20 protein-coding genes and 1 pseudogene are annotated in these 24,006 nt (G+C 49.1%); 1 reads left to right on the top strand and 20 read right to left on the bottom strand.

Annotated elements, in window-relative coordinates; genetic code table 11:
* Positions 1–307: 307 nt before the first annotated feature.
* Positions 308–2,776, bottom strand: a pseudogene (locus tag FYJ45_RS02065) (DUF5107 domain-containing protein); the annotation flags it as partial.
* Positions 2,777–2,792: 16 nt separating this feature from the next.
* Positions 2,793–3,746: an aldose epimerase family protein gene (locus FYJ45_RS02060; RefSeq protein WP_154463220.1), complete on the bottom strand. Its 954-nt coding sequence runs from the start codon at positions 3,744–3,746 to the stop codon at positions 2,793–2,795.
* A gap of 361 nt (positions 3,747–4,107) precedes the next feature.
* Between FYJ45_RS02060 and FYJ45_RS02055 the strand changes: the two genes are divergently transcribed.
* On the top strand, positions 4,108–4,953 hold the full coding sequence (locus FYJ45_RS02055; RefSeq protein WP_154463219.1) for an AraC family transcriptional regulator: 846 nt from the start codon (positions 4,108–4,110) through the stop codon (positions 4,951–4,953).
* A 70-nt stretch (positions 4,954–5,023) separates the two neighbouring features.
* Here the strand turns inward: FYJ45_RS02055 and FYJ45_RS02050 are convergent, their stop codons facing one another.
* The 18 genes from FYJ45_RS02050 to yihA form a co-directional block, all read right to left on the bottom strand.
* Positions 5,024–5,773 (bottom strand): Spy0128 family protein, encoded by a 750-nt coding sequence (locus FYJ45_RS02050; RefSeq protein ID WP_102287929.1) that lies wholly within the window; start codon positions 5,771–5,773, stop codon positions 5,024–5,026.
* A gap of 13 nt (positions 5,774–5,786) precedes the next feature.
* Positions 5,787–6,614 (bottom strand): class B sortase, encoded by an 828-nt coding sequence (gene srtB, locus FYJ45_RS02045; protein WP_276924850.1) that lies wholly within the window; start codon positions 6,612–6,614, stop codon positions 5,787–5,789.
* A gap of 62 nt (positions 6,615–6,676) precedes the next feature.
* Positions 6,677–7,594 (bottom strand): DUF7601 domain-containing protein, encoded by a 918-nt coding sequence (locus FYJ45_RS02040; protein WP_235930504.1) that lies wholly within the window; start codon positions 7,592–7,594, stop codon positions 6,677–6,679.
* Between the two features lie 170 nt (positions 7,595–7,764).
* Positions 7,765–8,313 carry a signal peptidase I gene (gene lepB / locus FYJ45_RS02035; RefSeq protein ID WP_154463218.1) on the bottom strand — a complete coding sequence of 183 codons (549 nt, stop codon included), beginning with the start codon at positions 8,311–8,313 and terminating at the stop codon, positions 7,765–7,767.
* Positions 8,297–8,659: a hypothetical protein gene (locus FYJ45_RS02030; protein ID WP_154463217.1), complete on the bottom strand. Its 363-nt coding sequence runs from the start codon at positions 8,657–8,659 to the stop codon at positions 8,297–8,299. Before FYJ45_RS02030 ends, lepB begins: the two co-directional genes overlap by 17 nt.
* Before the next feature lie 14 nt (positions 8,660–8,673).
* Positions 8,674–13,230 carry an InlB B-repeat-containing protein gene (locus FYJ45_RS02025; RefSeq protein ID WP_195841611.1) on the bottom strand — a complete coding sequence of 1,519 codons (4,557 nt, stop codon included), beginning with the start codon at positions 13,228–13,230 and terminating at the stop codon, positions 8,674–8,676.
* A 277-nt stretch (positions 13,231–13,507) separates the two neighbouring features.
* Positions 13,508–14,431 (bottom strand): SufB/SufD family protein, encoded by a 924-nt coding sequence (locus FYJ45_RS02020; RefSeq protein ID WP_154463215.1) that lies wholly within the window; start codon positions 14,429–14,431, stop codon positions 13,508–13,510.
* Positions 14,409–15,164, bottom strand: coding sequence for an ABC transporter ATP-binding protein (locus FYJ45_RS02015; RefSeq protein WP_154463214.1), 756 nt, complete (start codon positions 15,162–15,164; stop codon positions 14,409–14,411). The genes FYJ45_RS02020 and FYJ45_RS02015 overlap by 23 nt, the downstream gene beginning before the upstream one ends.
* Before the next feature lie 227 nt (positions 15,165–15,391).
* Positions 15,392–15,610 (bottom strand): cation transporter, encoded by a 219-nt coding sequence (locus tag FYJ45_RS02010; RefSeq protein WP_021636614.1) that lies wholly within the window; start codon positions 15,608–15,610, stop codon positions 15,392–15,394.
* A 193-nt stretch (positions 15,611–15,803) separates the two neighbouring features.
* Positions 15,804–16,526 (bottom strand): histidine phosphatase family protein, encoded by a 723-nt coding sequence (locus FYJ45_RS02005; RefSeq protein WP_154463213.1) that lies wholly within the window; start codon positions 16,524–16,526, stop codon positions 15,804–15,806.
* Between the two features lie 2 nt (positions 16,527–16,528).
* On the bottom strand, positions 16,529–17,923 hold the full coding sequence (locus FYJ45_RS02000; RefSeq protein ID WP_276890421.1) for an MATE family efflux transporter: 1,395 nt from the start codon (positions 17,921–17,923) through the stop codon (positions 16,529–16,531).
* A gap of 81 nt (positions 17,924–18,004) precedes the next feature.
* A complete protein-coding gene (locus tag FYJ45_RS01995; RefSeq protein ID WP_154463211.1) occupies positions 18,005–18,874 on the bottom strand; it encodes an aldose 1-epimerase family protein in 870 nt (289 codons plus the stop codon).
* Positions 18,875–19,002: 128 nt separating this feature from the next.
* Positions 19,003–19,608 (bottom strand): HdeD family acid-resistance protein, encoded by a 606-nt coding sequence (locus tag FYJ45_RS01990; RefSeq protein ID WP_021636610.1) that lies wholly within the window; start codon positions 19,606–19,608, stop codon positions 19,003–19,005.
* 235 nt (positions 19,609–19,843) lie between these two features.
* Positions 19,844–20,320 (bottom strand): VanZ family protein, encoded by a 477-nt coding sequence (locus FYJ45_RS01985; protein WP_235930503.1) that lies wholly within the window; start codon positions 20,318–20,320, stop codon positions 19,844–19,846.
* Positions 20,321–20,363: 43 nt separating this feature from the next.
* Positions 20,364–21,164, bottom strand: a complete 801-nt coding sequence (gene truA / locus FYJ45_RS01980; RefSeq protein ID WP_154463210.1) for a tRNA pseudouridine(38-40) synthase TruA — start codon at positions 21,162–21,164, stop codon at positions 20,364–20,366.
* Positions 21,165–22,154: a D-isomer specific 2-hydroxyacid dehydrogenase family protein gene (locus FYJ45_RS01975; RefSeq protein ID WP_154463209.1), complete on the bottom strand. Its 990-nt coding sequence runs from the start codon at positions 22,152–22,154 to the stop codon at positions 21,165–21,167.
* Positions 22,154–23,302: a sporulation integral membrane protein YtvI gene (gene ytvI, locus FYJ45_RS01970; RefSeq protein ID WP_021636606.1), complete on the bottom strand. Its 1,149-nt coding sequence runs from the start codon at positions 23,300–23,302 to the stop codon at positions 22,154–22,156. Before ytvI ends, FYJ45_RS01975 begins: the two co-directional genes overlap by 1 nt.
* A gap of 34 nt (positions 23,303–23,336) precedes the next feature.
* Positions 23,337–23,942 carry a ribosome biogenesis GTP-binding protein YihA/YsxC gene (gene yihA, locus FYJ45_RS01965; protein ID WP_154463208.1) on the bottom strand — a complete coding sequence of 202 codons (606 nt, stop codon included), beginning with the start codon at positions 23,940–23,942 and terminating at the stop codon, positions 23,337–23,339.
* Between the last annotated feature and the right edge of the window lie 64 nt (positions 23,943–24,006).

The following is a 24,006-nucleotide window of genomic DNA, read 5'->3' as shown; positions in this document are numbered from 1 at the left end:
AAGAAAAACAGACACACAAAAAAAAGGATCCGTTTTCGTTACTGTTCACTCAGAACTGTGCATTTACTGCACAGTACGTAAAAAAGTGATTCAAGAGTGCATAAATCCCATCGCCGTAGGCGATTTTTAATGGATTTATGCAGTTACTGGTCACGGAGTGAACAGTAACCCGTTTTCAGCCTGATCTGCGTAAACCGTATTTTTCAACGTATCTGTTATCCGCACAGCTTGTTTTTCAGGAAAAAAATATGGCAATTTCCATTTCAAACCGGAAATTGCCATATTAATCAGATTTTTTACCCGTTAATTAAAATATATTACGGATATTCGCATCATAAAAACCGGAATCCTTTGTGCGGATTTCCTCAAAGCATTCCTCCGCACGCTGCGTTTCTTTCCTGCCCAGATGGCCCAGCCCTTTCATAAACAGGCAGTGGCTTGCGTTCTTCCTGTTCAGATCCTCTTCGAATATGAGGAGATCAGGCAGGGAAACCGCAAAGTAGTCAATCTTCATCTCGTCAAACAGATGGGCTTCTCCGTAAGCTATCAGCTTATTGAAGCGTCCGTACGCCTCCTTCTGCCGTCCCAGCTTCAGGAGGGCCAGGCCCTGGTAATAAATCATTTCCGGCGGCTGGTCATTGTAGTACATGGCTCCTACCGGCTCCGAAATACCTGTGGAGGCCTTTGCAAAGCATTCCGCGGCTTCTTCCGCCCTTCCCTGGGCCTCCAGCGTACAGCCCAGATAATAATAGATGTGGTTTTCCTGGGCGCCGTAAAGCTTGCCCTCTCCGCCTTCCCATGGATGGAACTGCCTGCCCAGGGTCCGTTCCAGTGCTTCTTCATGCCTTCCCAGGATATTCAGCAGAGTGATATATTCCACATACAGATCATCCCTGTCCTGGGTCTGTTCCATATGCGCCTCCAGCAACGCCGCCCTTTCCTCAGGGCTTCTGCCAATCTTTTTATAAAGCTGATCCAGCTCCATGAGCACACGGGAATCCCCGGTATTAAGCGTATATGCCTTCTCCAGGGAAGCAAGCGCCTTATCTGCTTCCTGCTTCTTGTTGTAATACACCAGCGGCTCTCTGCGGCTGTTTGCATCCAGCCCGTCAATGGCGATAGTCGAAAACGTCCATGCCTTTGCCTCTTCTGTCCTTCCCATTTTTCTGAGAAGACAGGATTTCAGGTTTCTTGCCTTGATGTTATGGTAGTTTCTCACAAGGGATCTTTCTATATGGGAAAGGGCGGCTGCAAAATCCCCTCCGGCACAGTCAATACAGGCCAGCTGATAGAAGGCCGCGTCCTGCCAGGCTCCGTTCCATGTGGCTTTGTAAAACGCGTCATAGGCTTCCTGCATTTTCCCCTGGAATTTCAGGGAAAGGCCCAGCTGGTAAAGAGGCTCCCCGTCATAGGGGTTGGGATTGGAGCGCAGCTGCTTCTCCACCGCCCTGCGGAAATAAGGTTCGCTTTCCGCAAACAGCCCTCTGTTAAACAGCAGCTTTCCGTAAGCGTTGTTTAAGCGGATGTCGCTGCCGTCCAGGCCGTACAGATACAGATCCTCGCAGCTTGCCGCATCCTCAGGCGCAGGGGCCGCCCTGGCAGGCTCCGGTATCTTAACCACTTCCTCCTTCTTGGGCCTGTAGGAAACCAGTTCCTTTCCTTCCTCAGAAATCACCTGAACCAGAAGCTCCTCTTCCCTGATATCCTCCGGCAGCTTCACTTCCTTCCTGTAATGCAGTCCGGGATCCAGCTGTGCGTCCTCCTCAAAAAGGATCTGCTCTCTGCGCGTCAGACGGATTTTTACTTGCTCCTCGCCCATGGTATAAACGGTCACGACAGCGTTCCCGCCTTCCGTTTCCAGTCCCACGGCAGCGTCCAGTGTGGCATTTTTCACCATGCCCACACCCTTGTAGGGCATGAAATATTGGGTAAAGGTCTTTTCCTCATAGGGAGCCAGCCAGGAAAAATCAGGCTGATTATCCGTAAAGCAGCCGGTCATCAGCTCCACATAGGGACCGTCCTCATCCGTCAGGTTCCGATCCCAGGCCTGGCCGAATTCCCCGCAGCCCCAAGTCCACTGCTTCTTGCCGGGCGCAATATGATGATCTGCGATATGCAGGATTCCCGCCTCTTTCCCGTAATCATACCCGCCTACAAAATCATAGTCGGAATGGCAGGCCATGTAGGACGTGGGAACCGGGATGTTTTTATACCGGGAAATGTCCACACCTGCGGAATAGTCCATTTTATAATAGGTTCCCGTGGCTATGGGGAAACGGGATACGTCCCTTTTGCCGTGATCCATCACCGCATGCACATCCGGCGGGAACACGGACTGGGTGTTGTCATTGACGGGCACCGCCGGATTGGCCCACCAGAGGAAGGTCTGGGGCACGCTGGTCCGGTTGTAAAGCTGGGCGCGTATTTCCAGCCAGGCCTTATCCGGGTACAGGGTAAAATAGGCGTTTCCCTTGGTGCGGAACATGTTCTCCGCCTCGCCCACCATAACGGTGGCGCTGCCGTCTTCGTTTTCCTGCATATGGAAGGACACCGGATCATAGGTGCTGGGCCTGTGGTGCTGCGGCCAGTTGAACTCAATGCCTCCTGAAATCCAGGGACCTGCCAGGCCTACCAGCGCCGGCTTAATCACATGATTATAATAGACAAAATCATAATTGTTGGTTTTATCCGTGGCTCTCTGGATTCTTCCTCCCAGCTCCGGAAGCACCATGATTTTCAGATAATCGTTTTCCAGGAAAACGGCGCGGTACCTTTGCTTTACCGTGTTCCATTTATTGCTTCTCCTTTCTCAGACTGATTTCCAATGTGAAAGCGAACTCCCCGCCCGGCTCCAGCACACGGATGGTGCCGTTTTTTATTGTCCTTGGTACATCGTCATAAAAACCGGTGGCCGGCTCCAGCGCGCAGTTATAATCTCCCCTGTAGCCGCCTGCGGTGATCCACACGCCCAGATAGGGCAGCTTATTTGCATCATATTTCAGGGTGCAGCGCACTTCCTGGGAAGGATACCACAGGCCGCACTGTCCCGTATGGCTCCTGCCCTCCCCGTAATATTTTACCGCCGTATGGCTTTCAGCCTTCGGCACCCTGGTAAAATCATAGCGGCCGTTCACCGCCTCCAGGATGCTTCCCGCCGCCCCCATCACCGGATGGTCAGCCACACAGCGGTACCTTTCAAAATCTTCAGGCAAAAGCAGCCGCATATCCTCCTCATAACGCATCAGGCCGTGGAAGGTCCACAGCCAGGGAAAGGCTGCTTCGGACCTGTTTTCTATCCGGTAACGGATGAAAAGGGAGTTGCCCGACAGTGAAAACCGCTTCTCATACAGATAACCGAACCTGCTGCTTTCCCAGGAAAGCAACGGCCCCTCCGGGGTCTCACACACTGTAAAAGGGTGGCTCCATATCTCTCCGTGATCCGGATAGCAGTACGTCCTTCCCTCCCACTGTGTCACACAGGCGTCTATGTTGGGGAACGCATCATCCAGTCCGGAAGCGTCATACCTGGAAAAATCCGGCCCTCTATCCCCATCCCGCGCCGCTGCTGTGTCTTCCTTCCCGTAATCCTCCTGCGGCTGCCGGTATTTCCCTCCCGTATTAGGAGCCGCCAGTTCAAAATCATTTTCCTTCAGGCGCAGGGAAGTGATTTTGCCTCCCAGCCCGGGCAGGATGCGCACCGATAGCGCTTCATTTTCCAGTGTCAAAAATTCATTGCTCTCCATCATATGTAACCTCCAGAATCATCAGCCTGCTGCCATAGTCTCCCCGAAGCCTGACGGCTGTCTGGCTTTTATTTGTCTGACTTTTATTTGTCTGGCTTTTAGCTGCATGGCTTTTAACTGTTCGTCTTTTATCTGTCTGACTTACGGCCGTCCGCCTTTTGGCTGCCCGTATTGAACCTTACTTATACATTTTCACGCATAAATATCCCCTGTTTCAGGATTTTTCCTTCCCCGAAATCACTTTATGGGCTTATTATAAGATGACGTTAAAAGAAAAGCTATAATAAATGCATGCAGTCATTTATATAAATCTTGCATTTTCTTCTGCCGCCCTTTACACTGGAAATAAGGAGGGACTGCTGCCATGCTTGTTTATGATCAGTATATATACCCGGAGAAACCAGATATTGACGATGATATCGTCGTGTTCCACTCCGGCTTCTGCTCCACGTCTCCCAACTACAGCTACGGCAAGGATACCCGGGACTACTATCTCATTCATTTTGTCACCCGGGGGAAGGGTACCTACCGGGTAGGGCAGCGCATCTTCCATCTGTCCGCAAACGATGGTTTTTTAATCACTCCCGGCACCACAATCGTACATACAGCGGATAAAAAGGAACCCTGGGATCTGTGTTGGGTTGCCTTTTTCGGCAGGCGCGCTGCCGCACTTCTGGAAAAAGCCGGATTGGACGAAGAGCATCTGATTTTTCATTATGATAAGGATGATTTTCTGGAAACCTGCATCAAGAATATTTACAATGAGAGCCGAACCGGCAAAAACATCGCCTCCATTACAGGCTATTTCTACCTGTTCGCCGGCCGGCTGATAGAACTGCATGAGGAAAAAGAAAAGAAAGAACCTGACATCGTCAGCTTTTCCCGCTTTGACGACGCCGTCATCTATATCCGGCGGAATATCCGCTCCCGGATCACAATCGAAAACCTGGCAAACTACATGCGGCTGGACACCTCCCAGGTCTACCGCATATTCAAGAAAAATACCGGCATGTCCCCGCAGTGCTTCATCACCCGCATGCGGATGGAAAAGGCCTGTGAAATGCTGGAAAAAACAGATCTTCCCGTGAAGGAAATCGCCGAATGGATGGACTATGAATACCAGTCCCATTTCACGAAGCAGTTTCGGAAGGAAATGGGGCTTTCACCTTCGGAGTACCGGGAACGGATTGCGGATAAAAAGAAGCCATAAAAACAGAGTATCGGATACTGGAATTTATCCGATACTCTGTTTTTACATGACTCAAATACCTGTTTTGCCTTTATTTTTTATCCTGGCTGCGTTTCCTCCTGTTCCAAAAACCAAAGCCGCCTAATACTGCCGCCGCACCCGCAAATACCATAAGCCAGGAAATCACAGGCGTCATATCTGACGTACCCGGACCTTGGGCCTCACCTAAAACACCGATCTGGGCTTCAGGGATTTCTATCACAGGAGCCGCGCTGTCTCCGAGCACCGCTGTAGCTGGCACAGCAGGCGTCCCCGGTGTTGACGGTGTTCCCGGCGTATCTTCAGGCGGCGGAGTCCCTTCCGTCTCATATTGATTTCTGAATTCCACACCGGCAAGCTTATCCCCTCCCGTTGAGGGATGAAGTACAGCGGCAGCTTCCAGACCGCTGCCGTCTTCGGCATTGACAATATAGACCGTCAAATTGTATATGGTGCGGTCATAGGTGCATTTCGCATTTGTTCCCGGTTCCTGATAGACCGTATAAGTATAAATTCCCGGTCTGTCATAAGTTATCATTGGAAAATTCCCGCTGCCTCCTCCAGTGATAACCATGGAGTACACCCCATTCTCTGCGCCGTCCGGCATGGGATACGACTCGTGTCCTGCAGACAGCTTTACTGTGAAGTCCTCCGCCCTGGAGGGGAGTGTTCCCGAAAGGGAAATCTTCACCGGTATGGAAATCCCCGCTTCCCCGGCCGCAAAGGCTGTCTGTGCATTGAGCATAGTACAGATCACCATCCACAGCAATGCCGTAAATATGCTGATAATCTTCTTTTTCATGTGCCCCCTCCTTCTAATCCGCTGTCTGATAAGGTTTCATTACAGCCAGAATAATGGTTCGCGCATCTGTAAACTCCGTAGAGCAGGTAGACAGGGCAAGCAGCTTAGGTTCCTTAAGCCTGTTCACCTCTTCCAGAGTATTCTCATGAAGATACAATGCGTTTTCTTCTATATAAGCAAGCTCTCCATCTATATCAGCCTGCCACTGCTCCGTATTAAAAATAAAATCATCCGAAACCGGAATCAAAAGGCAGGCAAGGATTTCCAGTTTATATGCCCTGTCGGGCAGTATCAGCATTCCCGTGGTATTATCATCGAAAAATGCTTTCTTTTTATATAACTCAAGATCTCCGAACATTCCGCTGTTTTCCATATGATGCCCATACAGCAGGGAATAGGTGTCAGCAAAGGTTCTGTCATTGCGGGAATCCAGAAATATACTTCCCGCAAGGGCAAAATTGCCGTAAACGTCTCTATTGATATAAGCCAGATTCGTATCTCCCTGTAAAACAGGATAGTCCACCTTGGTGTTATCCAGGCTCACCCAGGCGCATACATCCGGGTTAACGGCCAGCAGCTCCTCAAAGGAGGCGCCGTTTTCCACATCCTGTGTTTGAGGCTTCAGTTTCAGCATGTCCGCCTGTACATCTTTGGCAGCCGCATAAATACGGCTGTTATCCCATAAAGCATAGGCTGCATATACTCCGGCGGTACAGAGGGAAAAAAACACAATGAAGCTGACTATAAAATTCACGGCTTTTAACAGGATTTTTATCATAAATTGAAACAGGCTTATCTGACAGCCCTGCTCCTTTCCATCACACCAGACTGTCGGATTCACAGAGGGCCGAAACGCCCTCTGTACCCGACGGCAGGAATTTACATCGTTAACATACTTCTCCGTTACTTTTCACGGGAGCTGCGTTTCTTTGCGAAAAATACACTCATACCGCCAAAGACACAGGCCAGAATCAGAACATAAGGAACATTGTCAAGAATGACGCCGGTATCAATATCCATATCTTTATTGTTGGTAATTGTCACCGTATCGGAAGCGGAGTCTATTTTACAGTTTCCATCTGATAAAGTATAGGCCGCTTTATCATAATCATCGTTCCCCTCCTCATCCTTTGTATAATCAGCTTCTGCAACGGTATAGGTAACACCATAAGGCAGGTTTTCAATGGTAATGGTATCATCGTGTTTCAGATAAAAATCTGTAGGGATTCCGATTTCAATGATTTCCGGATTCTCCTCATAACTGCCGCCTGTAACGCTGTAAGAGGCAGCATAGTCTTTTTCTTTTTCGCCAGTGAGGGTAACGGTCACCTTAAAGTACTTTTCCTTATCTCCCATATTTCCGGTAACTACCTTGGCGATAGCCAGGGAACCTGCGGAATATTCATTCGGAAATTTATCGGCTTTATCCCCGCCCTCTGCCTCGGTATGAACTGCAGCTACACGGAGCCTGCCATTCTCCCCCTGCAGAACGGTTACCACCAGCTTAATCTCCTTATCATAATATGTAACACCAGCGGTTTTTCCTGGAATTTCTTTGAATGAATAGGTATAAACGCCAACGCTACTATAATTATTAGGCAAGGTTATGATAGCGGTCTTGCTCATGTTTTCGGAGCCCGCGTTTCCCGACTCATAGCTTATACTGCTGATTGTAGGAGTCGGCATACTATCTACAGTTACTCCCTCCGCAGCATCTGTAACGGAGACATTGGTCAGTTCACTGAAAGTAAATGTCTCGGCAGGTGATACCGTACCAGGATTCGTCAGTTTATACTCCTTGGTAATTGTTACTTGGGACATGTCCGCATAATTCCCTTCCTCAGCCAATGCAACGGTGCCATGCTCAGCGTAAGAACAATAGCGAACACAATGGATAAAATTTTCTTCATTTGGATTTCCTCCCTTTCCTTTAATGGGTTGTATGCTGATTCAGTACTTCCGTACTGATCAAAGCATCTGTTTCATGGGGGCTATAATCCCCGTCTGCGGAGAATGGTGATGACCTTCCCCGCCACACACTCCATCGGTACCGGCCCAAAGTCCCGGCTGTCAACGGTCTGCGTACGGTAATCTCCCAGGATAAACACATGGTTTTCCGGTACTGTCAGCGGGTATTCCAGCCCTTCCTCAGCATAGGTGGGATACAGGATCTCTCCGTTTTGTGCGGTTCCATTTATCAGCAGCGTTCCGCTTTCATCCAGCATAACCGTATCCCCCTGTCTTGCAAGAATACGTCCGATGTACTGTTGTCCGTTGATATGGCAGACTACCACATCATTCTTGGCATAATCCTGCTGCAGGCGGAAGCCTATCACCAGATCCCCATCCTTTATGGCCGGAAACATGGCATTTCCGCTGGCCTGTGTAATGAAAAACACCCTGGTAAACAGGAACCATACTGCCAGTGTGAAAAACAGGATACGCAACAGGAGACTTACACCGTCCTGTCTTACAAGAACATTCTCTCTGCGTCTGCTGATGATTTCTGCAATAGATTGATTTTTAGTACTTTGTTTCATCACCAGCTTTCTCCATTTCCGTAATGTTTTTACTTTTTTCACATATTACTTTTTCCAGCCGCTTTGCTTCATAATCCGCATATTCCTTCAGAAGAACGTCATACCGAATCCGTTCAGCGGCCAGTTCGGCTTCATACAGCTCATTGAGCTCAGCAATTTTCTTCCACACATCCGCTTCATTGACTCCACCCAAAATAGTTTTTTTAAAGCGAACCTCTTTCAGCCATTTTTTGATACGCAGCCGCTCCTCTTTCTGCGGTGAACCGCGCTCCATATCCTTCTGCATCTGTAAAATGGAACCTACAGCGCCATCGCTTTGTTCCTGATGCCGGTTGAATTTTTTCATTCACACCTCCTCAATTAATCGTCATCATGATTCCTGCGCTTCCTCAGGAACATAAACGTACCGACTATTACAATCATCAGAATCAAAATATATGGTACGGAATCAAGTAAAACACCGGTATCGGGAATCTCTCCCTCCTTACGGTTTATTACAGTTATATTAATCGGTTCTGAAGCATTCAGCGGAATGGTATAGGAACCTTCACTGAGTTCCTTCGGATCCGTGCCCACCGTAAACGTCATCTTATATCCATCCGCATTGCTTTCGTAAATGGTCAGGGTAGAGCCCGTTCTTACTCCCTTCAACACTATGCTGCCATCGTGCTTCAGGCTGAACCTTGCTTCCTTGCTGCCTTCCGAGAGGGTATAACCGTCTCCCTCCGCCATTTCCCGGTCACAGGAAACAATAAAATCAAAGCTCTTCGTTATATCTCCCATACTGCCTGCAACCATTTTCCTGATGGTTACATCAATAGAAATGGGTCTCCAGATAGCATATAAGATTGTTATATCACTTGTTAACGTAATGCTTCCTTCTCCCAGCTTATAGGATGGAACCTCGGCATTACTGTTTTCATCCCAGCCGGCCAGCTCATATCCCTGACGCACGAAATGAGGAGTAGAAGCATCCATATTATCCCAGACAGTTACAACGCTCCCACGATCCCAGGTTTCGCTCACATCATTTCCACTTCCGCCGTTAGCATTATAAATTAGCTTTACGGCATCCCTGGACCACTGGGCTTCAAACTGCATGAGGATACGGGTTACAGGAACATATCTGCCCGGCTGATAAATTGCCCCATTGGGCGCTTTCCAGCCAACAAAGGTCATACTCTTGTCTGAAGGTACAGAATTATCTTTCCAGACAGAATCGTAAGAAGGCAGCATGACGCTGGCCGCATTAATCTCATATTTTCGTTCGTCAAAGACCTCCTGTGTACTGTTATCTCCGCCTGCACCGGGAAGATAGCTGACCTTACCTTCCGTGCCGTTCCATCTGGCATAAAGCTTGAGGATTCCATCCTGGTCCACATGATTTTGGCCCACGGCAGAAGTAAAATCAAAGGGCTGCAGCCTGCCGTCCTGATACCAGTACCAACCAAGAAAAATATCCTGCACTGCGGGCGGAACCGTCCAGTCCGTAATCCTGCCTCCTTCCGCAAAGCCTTCCTCGCGATAAGGGACTGATTCATCGTCCGTATAGAGGTAGAACCTTGCCGTAAACTGATTTGGTTCCCATTTGGCATAAAGTTCCATGTTTCCGGAAATTCTTGAGTTTATATCAGGAACATACTGGGTACCGTCAGTAAACCTGGAATCCGTATACCAACCGGCAAATATGTAATTCTTTTTATCCATTCCCGCTTCCACGGTTTTAAGCAAATCGGTATCATCGTTATAAATCCAATCGTTGTAAAGGTAGTCCTCCTTTTGTACGTTTATTCCGTATGTATCATCGTTTACGTGAAGCGAAAGAGAAATTTTATTCCGGTCATAGAGCAGAATCTGGCACCTGTCACCAGGATCCCATTCACTTCCATGATTAATCTGATCAGGAAATATACTGTCAAATACCTGCTGCATAGGACTATTATCTGCGGTTCCTACACTAAAACTCCCAGAAGTAATAGAATCTCTGGCCATATTATGATATTTTGCTACAAAAGTCGGAGTTCCACTGATAGGGGTACATCCTTCTAATTGTTTATAGCCTAAGTTTGTAGTGCTTTCAATATATAACTTTTGGCAAGCTTCCGTATAAATTGTATAATTCTTACCGTCAGATACAAAATCAGGGCTTTCACCGGGAAGCGTTGTCCGCGCATAGATAGCCCATAGGACGGATACTACTTTTTCCACTGCCGGAAGATTTCCGGTGCAAACCAGTACACCATTAGTTATGTAACGTTGATCAAACAGATCCCTTTCTAAAGTGTACATATTTGTAACCTGAATATCGTTATTGCTTTTCCTCCAGCCATAGAACTGCTTTCTTCCGGAGCTGTCATTTTCCACCCATCCAATCTGCGGCCAGACCGGTACAATGTTTTCTCCGTATTTCGCTGTAAATGAATAGTCAAAGACATTATACTTAGTCCCGTAACCAACTTGTTTTTCAATATACTGAACATTATATTTAGCCTGGTCAGCAGCGCTTATCCGTGCATTCACATCAATTGAGGCATTGTTGAAAAGGTCATAGGTAAATTTCAGCGTAACCCGGGCACGATTATAATATATAAGCATAACCGTAGATCCATCCGGCATTACAAAACGGTTATTGGAAGCAGAAGAATACTGGAAATAAGTTTCGCGGATATCCGGCAGCGTAGCTTTATACGTGCCCTGCGCATTGCTGGAAGCATTACCCGCCGCTTCCCCTCCCGCATCATTGGAATATATAATGTCATGCGTTTGATTCAAAGCCGTAATATTATTTTTCCGTATGGACAGATAACTGCCCGCAGGCGCATAAACAGTCTGTCCGGCTCCAGCAGGAGTATATTCACTGTCATTCGCATTCTCATCCATATAAACCAGCGTAACCGGAACCAGCTTTGGCTCCCAGAAAGCATATAGAGTTATGCTGGTAATTACAGGAGCAGTGAAATCAAATTTCATAAATTCCGTATTACTTTCGGACCAGCCGAGGAAGATATAGCCTTCCCGTTCGGTTATCGGTTCTTCCACCATCTCTCCTGCTGCAATAACAGCTGTAGGAACCGCCATGCCGCCATTGGATACAAAACTTACACTTACCTCATCACCATACCATGCATATAGATTCAAAGTGTTTCTGCCATCCGTAACCGCTTCGCTCACCGTTTTTGAAAAATCAAATTTTACAATATCAGTTACCAGGGAATCCCCCTGTAAAACTGATGACCAGCCGCGGAAAATCTTGTTCTCCACTACAGGAGCATTGTCAGGAGGATTTACAGTTCTGTTCTCTTCAACAGAAAGGGTCAGACAGACAACAGAGCCATCCTGATTGAAGAAATTGACATAATAAAGGTCTTCTTCATCAAACCCGTTCCACTTAGCATAAACAACAGTATCAGAACTTATAACTGTGCCCGTATCAAATTCTGTTTTAAACTCTTTATCCAGGTACCAGCCGCCGAAAGCCTTTTCAGGATTTCCGTCCGCTCCCATCCAGACAGGGGTGGGAAGGTTATCCACTGTTCCCTTCTCATTTACAAAAACATCTTCCGGAACGGCCACGCCCGCTTCCTCTGCATCTGCCCCGATACTAAACGATACCTTATAAAGCCCCAATGCCGGAACATCATCCTTCTGTTCATTCATTTCTAAGGAATCGCCGTACCATGCATACAGTTTTAATATATTTCCGCCATCTGCAGCTGCCGCACTCACAGCAACCGTAAAATCAAACCATTCCATCTCTTCCGAAACTTCAGCTAATGGCTCTTCCTGCATAGTCTCCGACCACCCAAGGAAAACCATATTTTCCAAAACAGGAGGGTCGGGTGGGCTAACCATCTGTCCCTCTGATACGGAAATCGTACTGCAGACGGCAGCTCCATCCCGGCTGTAGAAGCTGACATAATAAAGCTCTTTTTCATCAAGACTGTTCCACTTTGCATATAAGGTGATATCAGAGCTGACAACCGTTTCCGAATCAAACACCTCTGAAAAATCTTCACCTGTATACCAGCCGCCAAAGGCTTTTACAGGTTCTCCATCCGTATTATTCCAAACAGGGACGGGAAGGCTGCCGGCATTTTTATTTTTAGTTACGGTAATGTCTCCCGAAACAGAAACCCCCGCTGCAGCTGCCTCAGCTCCTATGTTGAAAGAAACCGTACAGGAATCCTCTGGTTTTATTTTTACTTTTAATATAGAGTTCTGAGCCCCCAGATTGTCCGCAGAAATATCATCCGCTCCGGAAACATCCCATTTTGCATAGACGGTCATATTACTTTTCACAGGAGTTCCTGTATCAAATTTCCGGGTAAATCCTTCATCCATATACCAGCCGCCGAAGACCTTTACTGATTTTCCATCCTCATCATTCCAAACAGGGACGGGAAGGTTTCCTATGGTTTCATCCTCGTTTACAGAAACGCTTTCCGGTACGGAAACGCCTGCAGCCATTGCATCCGCGCCAACACTGAAGGAGACTGTACAGGAATTCGTCATAGAACCGGGCATACTCTCAGACTCAGTACAGGAATGCTTCCCAGATTCACTTTCCTGTACTTCCTCTGTTTCAGACACGGTCATGGTCTCTTCCCCTGGGGCCTTCTCATTTTTCTCCGGGACATCCGATGTATCCAGAACCACGTTTTCCTCTTTCCCATCACTTCCTGAGCCATTTTGATCAGACACTATACCGGTTATGGATTCACTGGTCATTTCCGTCTCTACTGAGCCCCCGGCATCCTCATCCAACACAGGCGCCTCTTCTGTGAAAACCGGAGTTTCTGTTTCTGCGAAAACAGTCAGCGGAATACCGCTTTGTCCGCAAATACAGACAACACACAGCATCAGGGAAATTAACAGCGACACCTTACTCCTTTTTTTCCTGCTTACTAATCTTTTCATAAGGAATACCTCCCGCCTCTCCTTGCATTTTCTGTGAATCATCCTGCAAAACCGCCTTTACTCTTCAGGGTGAGTAAAATGCCAAATCCAAAAACATCTTTATCCTTCCTGCCCCCATCTTCCTGATTAACAAATGCTCATCTAAAGATATTTTTATATTTATAATACTCTTTTGCGTGTAACATAAAGCGTTACAATTACGATAATCCGAGAAAAAAAATAAGACATTGGATTATTAAAATCCAATGTCCTATCAAAACTTATCTGTTTTACTTTTTTATGCCAGGAAATCCTCTATAATCACCGCTTCCGCCTCTTCCTCCGTCATGCCGAAGGTCCGGAGCTTCAGTATCTGTTCATTATTAATCCTTCCAATAGCCGCCTCATGAATGATCTGGGCGTCAATATCCCTGGCGTTGATCTCCGGTATGGAGGAAATCTGCGCTTTATCCATGATAATGGAATCACACTGTACATGCGCATGGCACAGCGCATTGCCGATGGCAATCGGGTGGAAGGTCTGAACGGAATGGCCCTTCGCCACGGAACGCGACACGATCTGGGCTGAGCTTCCGGCGCCGTTCATTTCCACAGTCATATCCGAAACAGCGGTCTGGTTGCCATGGGTCATCAGCTTCTCCATCACAAACAGCTTCGCATCAGCCTCCATGGAAACTTCAGTTTTTCGCACTGTGGAATCCACTCCGCCGATTTGTGCCGTATCAAGCGTAAATACGGCGCCCTCCTCCAGAAAAATCTGCGTCACAGGATTCAATATCCTCTCTCCGGTGCCGCTTCCTTCTCCATAATGCTTCTCCGCATAGGTAACGTTGGCATTCTTTCCCACATGGAAGGCATGAATACCATCATGCCGGCTGTCGTTGCAGCCATCGTTATGGATGCCGCAGCCTGCCACAATCGTAACATTGGCTCCCTCTTCCACATAAAAATCATTGTATACCACATCCGTGATACCGGAAGCGGATACCACTACAGGAATATGAACCTGCTCGCCCTGTGCCTCACGGCTGATATACACGTCAATCCCCTGCTTATCCTCTTTCCTGCGGATTTTGATATGCTCCGTATCACCGTGGCAAAGCGGCTGTCCGTTATAGCGCAGGTTGAAAGCGCCCTCCTGCTTAAAGCCAAGGTCATCTATTTTGCTTAATACGCCATCAGTAACTGCATCCAGCTTCATTGCCGTTTCCTCCTTCCCTGTCCAGACATGTGCATCCCGCTTGGTCAAGGAAAAGCATGGGGACAATTGCATCCCTGCTGCCGCAGCTCTCCACCCTGCCGTCCCTGACTACCATGATGCGGTCCGCCATGCGTATAATTCTTTCCTGATGGGAAATCAGGACAAGGCTTTCCTTTTTCTCCCTGTGAATCTGCTCAAACTGCTTCACCAGCATGGAAAAGCTCCACAGATCGATTCCGGCCTCCGGTTCGTCGAAGATGCTTACTTTATGATCCTTCGCCATCACCGTGGCAATTTCCACTCTTTTTCTTTCTCCGCCGGACAGCGTGGCGTCCACCTCCCTGTCCAGATATTCCTTCGCGCACAGGCCGACGCTGCTTAATAGCCTGCAGCTGACATGCTCCGGCAGCTCGCTTCCCGCCGCCAGGTTCAAAAGCCTGCGCACGGTCATTCCTTTAAAAGCGGGCGGCTGCTGGAAGGCAAAGCCGATTCCCGCATTGGCGCGCTGGTCAATCGTAAGCGGCGTAATATCCCTTCCGTCCAGAAGGATCTGTCCCTCCGTCTCCTTAATAACTCCCATCAGGAGCTTGGCAATTGTAGACTTGCCGCCTCCGTTAGGGCCTGTGATGACAAGCATTTCGCCATCATTAACGGTAAAACTGATATCGGCAACGATGGGAAGCGTTTCCTGGTTCTCCGTTACCGTGTATGAAAGATGTTTCACTTCAAGCATGGGGGTACACCTCTTTCGTCTGAAACTCCTATAAAATACAGGCAGAGGATTCCCCTGCCTGTGTCTTTCCTGAACTGCTTTTTATTGTACACAATACTGATATACATTGCAAGTACAAGTTTGCCATATTAAGGCATATCCGTTACAGTCCGGCCTGCAGGCGAGCATGCCAGGACCGGGCTGCAACTCATTTCCCGCACCGGTCCGGTTAACCGGCCCGGCCGGGTTTACATTTCAATAACACAGTCCGGCTCAACCTTGCGGCATACGTTTACCACTTCCTTCATGATGCTGTCAAAACGGCTGTCATCCGCATCAATGGTCAGCTTCTGTGCCATAAAGCTCACGGTCGCATTATTGACGCCGTCAATTTTCTTAATGGCGTCCTCCATCTTTGCAGCGCAGTTCGCGCAGTCGAGATCGGTAAGGTTGTATTTTTTCTTCATAATGATAAGCCTCCTGAAAATTTCATAAAACATATGATTAATTGTTCATATGATTATATTATACAAAGACAGAGGCTGTTGTCAATGTTTTTTTATTGAAACGCCAAACTTTAAAACGGCAAACCTGCTTTTTTGTTGATATGCCAAACCTTGAAACGCCGCACTCTTTCCCTCTGCATGGCCCCCATACCTGTTATCCCTGGAACGGCTCCGTAAAATACCCCATTTCCGAAACCAGTTCCCCTCCGGCCCTCAGATGGCTGGTATCCCCCGCCGTCTGACAGCGGAAATATGCCGTTCCGGGACAGCGTTCCTCGGAAGCAAGCACCGTGACTGAGGCAGGCGCCAGGAAGAAGCCGCTGGTGAGCACCACCGGGGAAATGCCCAGAAGATGGCTGCACAGAAACAGTGTCACGCCCATATGACAGAACAGGACGATTGTGGCATCATGCGCCGCGCCCTCCGTTTTGCCGGTACGGTAAAGCCCTCCCTCACGCACATAGCCGTATTTTGCCAGGAGCGCATCCAGTTCACCCGAAATTCTTACGTACTCCTCCATCACCCGGCCGCTCTTCATCACTTCGGTATTTCCGAACCCATCCTTATCGTACATCTCGGGTATTTTCGTCCAGTATTCCGGATAAAAATCCCAGGGTATCACATTTTCCCCTCTGGTGGGATCGTTAACAGGGCCATGGAATTCTCTCAGCCAGTCAAAGGTTTCAGCCGTCCTGCCCATCTTTTTCAGGCTCAGCGACGCCGTATCCCGGGCTCTCCCCAGCGGCGACACATAAAAATCCATCACATCCCATCCGCTCACGCGCTCCGCCAGCAGCGCAGCCTCTCTCCAGCCCTTTTCCGTCAGCGTATCGTTAGCGTAATCCGGCTCTGCGTGTCTCACAAAAATAATTCTCATCCCTATGCTTCCTCCGCAACAAAGTTTTGTATCCATATTCCTTTTTTCACAAGGATAAACCCAATCACACACTTGATTATATCCGCCATCTGGCATATCAGATACAGCGGGACGATAGGCAGGCCCGAAAAGCGGCTCAGGCAGAAGGCCAGCGGTATGCTCACCACCCACATGAATGCGCTGTCAAACAGGAAGGTAATAAAGGTTTTCCCTCCGGAACGCAGCGTGAAATAGCAGGCATGCATAAAGGCCTGGATCGGCATTACCATCGCGGATATCCAGATAAACTGCTCCGCCAGGCGGCGCACCTCATCCGTCGTATTGTACATTCTGGGGAAGAGCGGCGCAATCACCGCCATCACGGCCCCGATGCCCAGGCAGCTCACCACGGAGAAAAAGATCATCTTCGTATCCGTATCCTTCGCCTCTTCCATCTTTCCCGCGCCCAGAAGCTGGCCGATAATGATGGAAACGGAATTCCCCAGCGCCAGGAAAACCACGTTGAAAAGGTTGGAAATCGTGGAGGATATGTTAAGCCCGGCAATGACCGCCAGCCCCCGCATGGAATAGCACTGCATCATAATCGCCATGCCTGCGGACCACAGCGTCTCATTTAACATCAGCGGCAGCCCCTTGAGCACAATCTGCCCAATCAGATGAGAGGGTATTTTCAGCGTCCGGTACACGCCTTCCATATACGGCGCGCGCTCCCGGTGGACATGCGTCCAAAGCACCACGATCAGGCACTCCACATATCTGGAGATTACAGTGGCAACTGCCGCGCCCACAACCCCCAGGGCAGGCGCGCCGAACTTTCCGTATATCAGGATATAATTCAATACCAGGTTTACCAGCACCGCCGCAATCCCGGCCTTCATGGGAAGCATGGTCTCTCCCGACTCACGCAGCGTACTGGAATACGCCTGCGACAACGCATACGGCGCCAGCCCGAAAAGCATGCATAGCAGGTAGCTGTAGCCGAAGGAAAGCGTCCTTGCCACATCCCCCGCCTCCGAGCTTTCATGCAGATAGAGGGAAATCAGGCTTTCCCCGCCGCCGATGAACACAGCGATGCCAAGCAGCACCAGCGCCGCGCAGAACCACAGCTTGAACCGGAACGCATTCCGTACGCCCTCATAATTTCCGCATCCGTAAAACTGGGCGCCAAAAATTCCGGCCCCCGATATTGCGCCGAAAATGCAGATATTAAACACAAAAAGCAGCTGGTTGGCAACAGCAACTCCCGACATCTGCTCCGTTCCTACCTGCCCGACCATAATATTGTCCAGCAGTCCCACAAAATTAGTGATTCCATTCTGAATCATTATCGGCACCGCCACAGACAGCACCAGCTTGTAAAAGTCTTTTGTCCCTATCAGTTTTTTCCGTAAGCTCACTTTATGTAAATCCCCTGTTTTCAATATTACAGCCCCGTAATTATGCGGGGCTGCCGTTTTCTTTTTTAGTTTTAAAATATGCTACACGCTGATGCTGTAGGAAGCGTTAAATTCGCCGCCCGCTTCCAGGGAATTGCTCCATTCCCGTTCCTCCAGCGTGCCGTTGAAATCCCTGTGATCGCATCTTCCATACCAGGGCTCAACACAGATAAAAGGCGCATTTTTCCCCGGCGGCGACCAGATGCCGAAAAGAGGCGCGTCAAACCGGACCGTCACAAAAGTATTTCCCTTAGGATCCACCAGTCCCAGAGAATGGGCCTGTCCGCCCTCAAGCACCAGCGCATCCCTGTCGAAAAGCGCTTCCTTTACCGGAAGCCTTCCGTCATCCAGAAGATATTCCTCATGCTCATCCGTCGCCAGGCCGTCCGGTCCGATAATCCTTGTTTCTACCGGTCCTGCCGTATCAAACTGCAGGGCATAGCCGTCTTTATTTCCCTCTTCATTCAAAGGGCAGGCAAAGGCCGGATGCCCTCCGATGGAAAACCAGATTTTCCTGCTGTCCGTATTTTTCACCCGCCAGAGCACTTCCAGGGTTCTGTCCTTCAGACGATATCCCAGCTCCAGCCGGAAATCAAAGGGATAACTTTTCCTTGTCTCCTCATCCGAATCCAGCGCCAGCCAGATTTCCGTATCCGTACCGGATATCCGCGTAAACTCCCGATCCCTTGCAAAGCCATGCTGTGACATGACATATTCCTGTCCGCCGAAGCTGGTTTTTTTATTCTTATAATTTCCTACCAATGGAAAAAGCACCGGAGACACTCTCTTCCAGTATGCCGGATCGCCGCTCCACATATATTCCCTGCCGGCATCCTTCAGTGACTGAAGCTCCGCCCCAAACGATGCTATCCGGGCCGTAATTTCCCCATTGTCCAGTTCAAAATACCCCATACCGCTCCTCCTTTTTATGGAATTGTAACATATTCAGTGCATTGCGATTAAAGCCAGCCATACCGCTTTATATCCGCAATTGTACTGCTAAAGCACCGCACAGCTCAGGATAAACATATCAGCTTCCCTCAGTCGATAATGTCATCATCCCCATACAGGCTGCCGTCCATTCCGTTTTCCACCGCGTCCCGGATAATCTTCGTCACACGCCGCGCCCTGGAGAAAATCCACAGATCGGAAACACCGTCAAATACCAGGAAAACACCGATAAATTTAACGGCAATGTTCATCGCCTCAAAAGGATTCCAGATCAGGACGCCCCCAAAAGCTACGGTCAGCACTGCAAACAGCAGGGCCAGCCACCAGAAGCTGTACTTCGCCCTGCACAGGTAAACCGCCTGCTGCAAATCGTAAATGCCGTGGAGAATAATGATAATCCCCACAATCACCGGAATCAGCCTGATTACGAATTCCGGCTTCAGCAGAATCCATACGCCGATGGCCACGAAACAAATCGTGAGCAGCAGGTGGATCTGCTTCATGAACGATCCCGCAGGGGAAGAAAAGAAGCTTACCAGATAGACCGCTCCCATCAGTACCAGAATGGCTCCCAGCACCATACACACGATTCTGGCCGACACATCCGGCCATACGAACAATACCACTCCGCATACAATACAGAACAGCGCGGTTAAAATAAAATTAAGCTTCAGCTCCTGCATAAAATCTTTCATTTAATTCAAGCTCCCCTCTGCGGTTCCTCCGCTTCTGCGGCCAGGGCCTGTACGGCTAAAGTCACAGCATATTCTACGTAACAGTACAGTCTTCGGCCAAACTGTTACCGCATACGCCCATTAAAAATCGCCTTCGGCGACGGTCGGATGCCTGCTGCCACCACATTTTCTCACGATCTGCGCAGCAAATGCGCAGACCTGCCTGAACTGTTACTATTCTACCTTTAACTTACTCTCAGCCTCTTCCCCTGTCAAGCCTTCTTCCAAAAACCAGCCAGCCCCAGTAGCCAAGCATGGCGCCAAAGCAGTTTAACAGAAGATCGTCCACATCAAAAGCGCCAAAGGAGGAAAACAGCTGGAACACCTCAATTCCCGCCACAAACAAAAACGCATTAACAAGCACCTTCCACCAGGCTGCAAAGCGGGAATCCACCCAGGGCAGAAGCGCCCCGAAGGGAATAAAAATTGCCACATTCCCAAACAGGTTCTCAAAACTGTTCAGCCGGTCCCTGTACACAATATACATCCGCACCGTCTTAAACAGCCTGAAATTAGCAGTCTCCAGCCCCCGCAGAATTACGCCGCTCTGCCAGGTATCCATAATCTCCTTCAGATCAGCGAAAGGGTATTTAAAAATAATAAGCCTGATAGTAAGCATCAGATAAATCAAAAAAACAGCCCTGCGGATGTTTTCCCGTTTTTGTTTCTGCAAATGATATCCTCTCTGCCCCGGTGCGCTCCCGCCAGACACCGGATCAATAGCTTACTTCCATCAGCGCCAGTCCGCAGGCAGGAGCCAGCGGCCCCGCATTTTCCCGGAGGCCGCTTTCCAGAATAGCCGGCATCTCTTCAGGCCTGCGGTTCTTCTTACCTGTTTCAATCAGAGTCCCCATCAGGATACGCACCATGTGGAATAAAAACCCGTTTCCCCGGAAGGTAAAATGGATTTCATCCCCGCACCGGACAATTTCAATAGCTTCGATGGTGCGCACCGTAGATTTTTTCCCCTTCTTTGTGGAAGTAAACGCCTTAAAATCGTGAGTGCCCTCCAGGTATGAGGCCGCTTTGCACATGGCCTGCACATCCAGCTTTTCCGGGACCTGCCAGACATACCTTCTTTCAAATATATGTGGCACGCTGCTGTTTAACACCCGGTAGCGATAGGTTTTTCCCTTCGCGCCCAGCCTGGCATGGAAGCGGTCAGGCACCTCTTCTATGGAAATCACGGCAATATCCTCAGGAAGATAGCTGTTAATCTTCTCCATCAGGGCCTCCGCAGTCAGCTTCGTATCCATATGGAAGCTGGCGACCTGACCGTAAGCATGGACGCCCGCATCCGTGCGGCCGGAGCCATGGATTTCCACCGGTTCCCCAGCAATGCGGGACAGCAGGCGTTCAAGCTTTCCCTGGATGGTGTATTCCTTCGCATTTGTTTCCAGGAAACTGCTGTCGGAAGACTCCGCATCCTCCCTGCGGCCTGGATTCGTTCCGCCCTGCTTCTGCCAGCCCTTATATCTTGTGCCCTCATATTGAAGAACTATTTTGAAATTACGCAATCAACAAACCTCCCAGGGATTCTTTTTTCCTTCCATGAACAGCTTACAGCTGGAAAGGGAATCCCTTACCACCGTTTTTGTATAGTTATCCGTATAAAACGCCATATGATGGGAAACCGTCACATTGGGAAAGCCCCGCAGGACAGCAAGCTCCCGGTTGGAAAGCACATCTGACTTATGGTCGTAATAATACAGTCCGAACTCATTCTCCACCACATCCAGGGCGGCCGCGCCTATTTTTCCGTTTTCGATTCCCGCAATCAGAGCCTCGGAATCGATGAGCGCGCCTCTGGCCGTGTTGACGATCACAACGCCGTCCTTCATCTGTGACAGCGTTTTTTCATTCACCAAATGGAAGTTTTCCTCGGTCAGAGGCGTATGCATGGTGATTACATCCGCTTCCTTCCACAGCTCCTCCAGGGAAACATACTGCCCGTAACGCTTCACTTCCTCGTTTTCATACAGATCATAGGCCAGGATACGGCAGCCAAAGCCGCTCAGGTTACTGATAACGGTACGTCCGATGCGTCCCGTCCCAATTACACCCACCGTAAGATCCTTCAGCTCCCTGCCCTGGATTCCTTCCAGCGTATAATCCTGAATATTGGTCCTCTCCAGGATACGTTTCATTTTGCGGATGCTCATGAGAATCAGCATCACTGTATAATCCGCCACCCCATTCGGCCCATAGGGCGCATTGCCCACATGGATACCGAATTCCCTGGCAGCCTCCAGATCCACATGATCATAGCCTATGGTCCTTGTGGTGATGTAACGGATGCCGTTCCTGGCAAACTCCGCCATCAGCTCCCTGGTAATCTGGGAGGTAATGATATCGGCGCATTCACAGCCCTCCGTAACGGATGCGATATTTTCCATATCCGGCGCATCCGGGCACGTGGAAAGCTCCAGCCCCAGATCCCCGGCATATTTTTCAAACCATTCCGCTTCATCAAATTCCCTTAAATTAAAAACCGCTACCTTCTTCATTATTCTTCCAGGTCCTCCTTATTCAGCCTTCTGAACCGGTTAAAACCGTTTATTAAAATCCGTATGCTGTTCTGTGTCGTTTCAAACAGGCCCGCTTCATACATATTCAGCACAACAATTCCTACGGGCACCGCCAGGATCATCCCCAACACGCTTCCAATCTTATAGCCGATAAAGAGAAGAAACAACGTTGGTACAGGAGGTACTCCGATGGAATCCCCCACGATCTTGGGCTGTATAATCTGACGAAGCAGCTGGGCAACTCCCCAGATTATCATCAGGCTCAGCGCCATGCGGTAATCCCCGGCCAGCAGTTCAATCAAAGCCCAGGGCCAGAGAACCGCGCCGGTCCCAAATATTGGGAAAAAATCAAGAAATGCGATTAAAAGCGCAATGAGCAGAGAATATTTCACCTTTAAAATCCATAGCCCCACCATCAGCACAAGATAGATCCATATCTCAATTTTAAACTGTGCCTTAAAATATCCCCCCAATGCCCCTGTAAGGCTGGAGGACAGGATATTCCACTTTCTGCGGAAGCTTTCCGGCAGATTCTTTTTCATAAACCTGCCGATGTTATCCTTTTCCGCCACGAAAAAATAAGCGGACAGAAGACACATAATCGTACTGACGATAATCGAGGGAATATTTTTTGCAAAATTCCCCACTGCAGTTACCGTAGGCGCGCTTAGCCCATTGACGGCCTCTCCGATATACTGGCCCAGCCTGTCAATCACCGTGGTTATTTTATCCCGGAAATCCAGCGGAAAACGGGCGTAGAGATCCGTGAGGTTATCCCCCACCTGATTCATGTCCCGTTCCAGGTTATTCCAGATGGATGGCAGTTCGGATACAAATCCGGCGCCCTCGGACACCAGCTTGGCGATAATCAGATAGCCCAGGCCGATGACCAGCGCCAGCACCGCCACAATGACGATGGCGGAGCCTGCCTTCCTCCTGATTTTAATTTTCTGTTCAAAGAAACGCACCAGAGGGTTGGCTATCATGGCAATAATCCAGCCCACTACAAAAGGCATGAAAAATCCCAACAGCCTGGGCAGTACAAAAATCACCAGCAGCAAAAGAACCACCGCCGTAAGCAAATTCAGCACCGCCTTAATATACTTCGTTGAACCGGATTGCTGCATATCCCGTACACCTGCCTTTCCAGTCTGCTTCGGGTTAATCCGCCTGCGCTCCCTCCCCTGTAAGCAGATTGTCAATCAAATCATAGATTTCTTCCCGTCCCTGCTTGGTCTGGGCGGAAAATGGAATGACCACCGCATCCTTTTCCGCTTCCAAGCCCTGCTTCACCGTTTTTACAGCCTTCGGAATCTGGCTTCTGTTCAGTTTATCCATTTTTGTGGCAATAATAATCGGATGATATCCCTGATACAGAATCCACTGATACATCTGCTTATCATTGGCGGAGGGTTCATGGCGGATATCGATCAGCAGGAATACCGCCTTCAGCTTTTTCGAGCTGCGCAGGTATCTCTCAATCATTTTTCCCCACTGGGCCTTCACCGCCTCATTGGCCTTCGCATAGCCGTAACCCGGCAGATCCACCAGATAGAAGGCATCGTTGATATTATAAAAATTAATGGTCTGTGTCTTTCCCGGCTGGGCGGAGGTCCTTGCAAGGGACTTTCTGTTCATAACCGCATTGATGAGGGAGGATTTTCCCACATTACTCTTTCCTGCAAAAGCGATTTCCGGAAGTGTGTTGTCAGGCAGCGTACTTGTTATGCCGCATACGGTTTCCAGGTTTACATTTTTAATTATCATATTGGTTCCTTTCTGCCTGCCCTTTTTACGGCAGCCTGACCATGGGCAGGCTGCCGTTCCTGTC

The sequence above is a fragment of the Eisenbergiella porci genome, from assembly GCF_009696275.1.
Taxonomy (GTDB): domain Bacteria; phylum Bacillota; class Clostridia; order Lachnospirales; family Lachnospiraceae; genus Eisenbergiella; species Eisenbergiella porci.
This window is presented reverse-complemented; position numbering and strand designations above follow the sequence as displayed.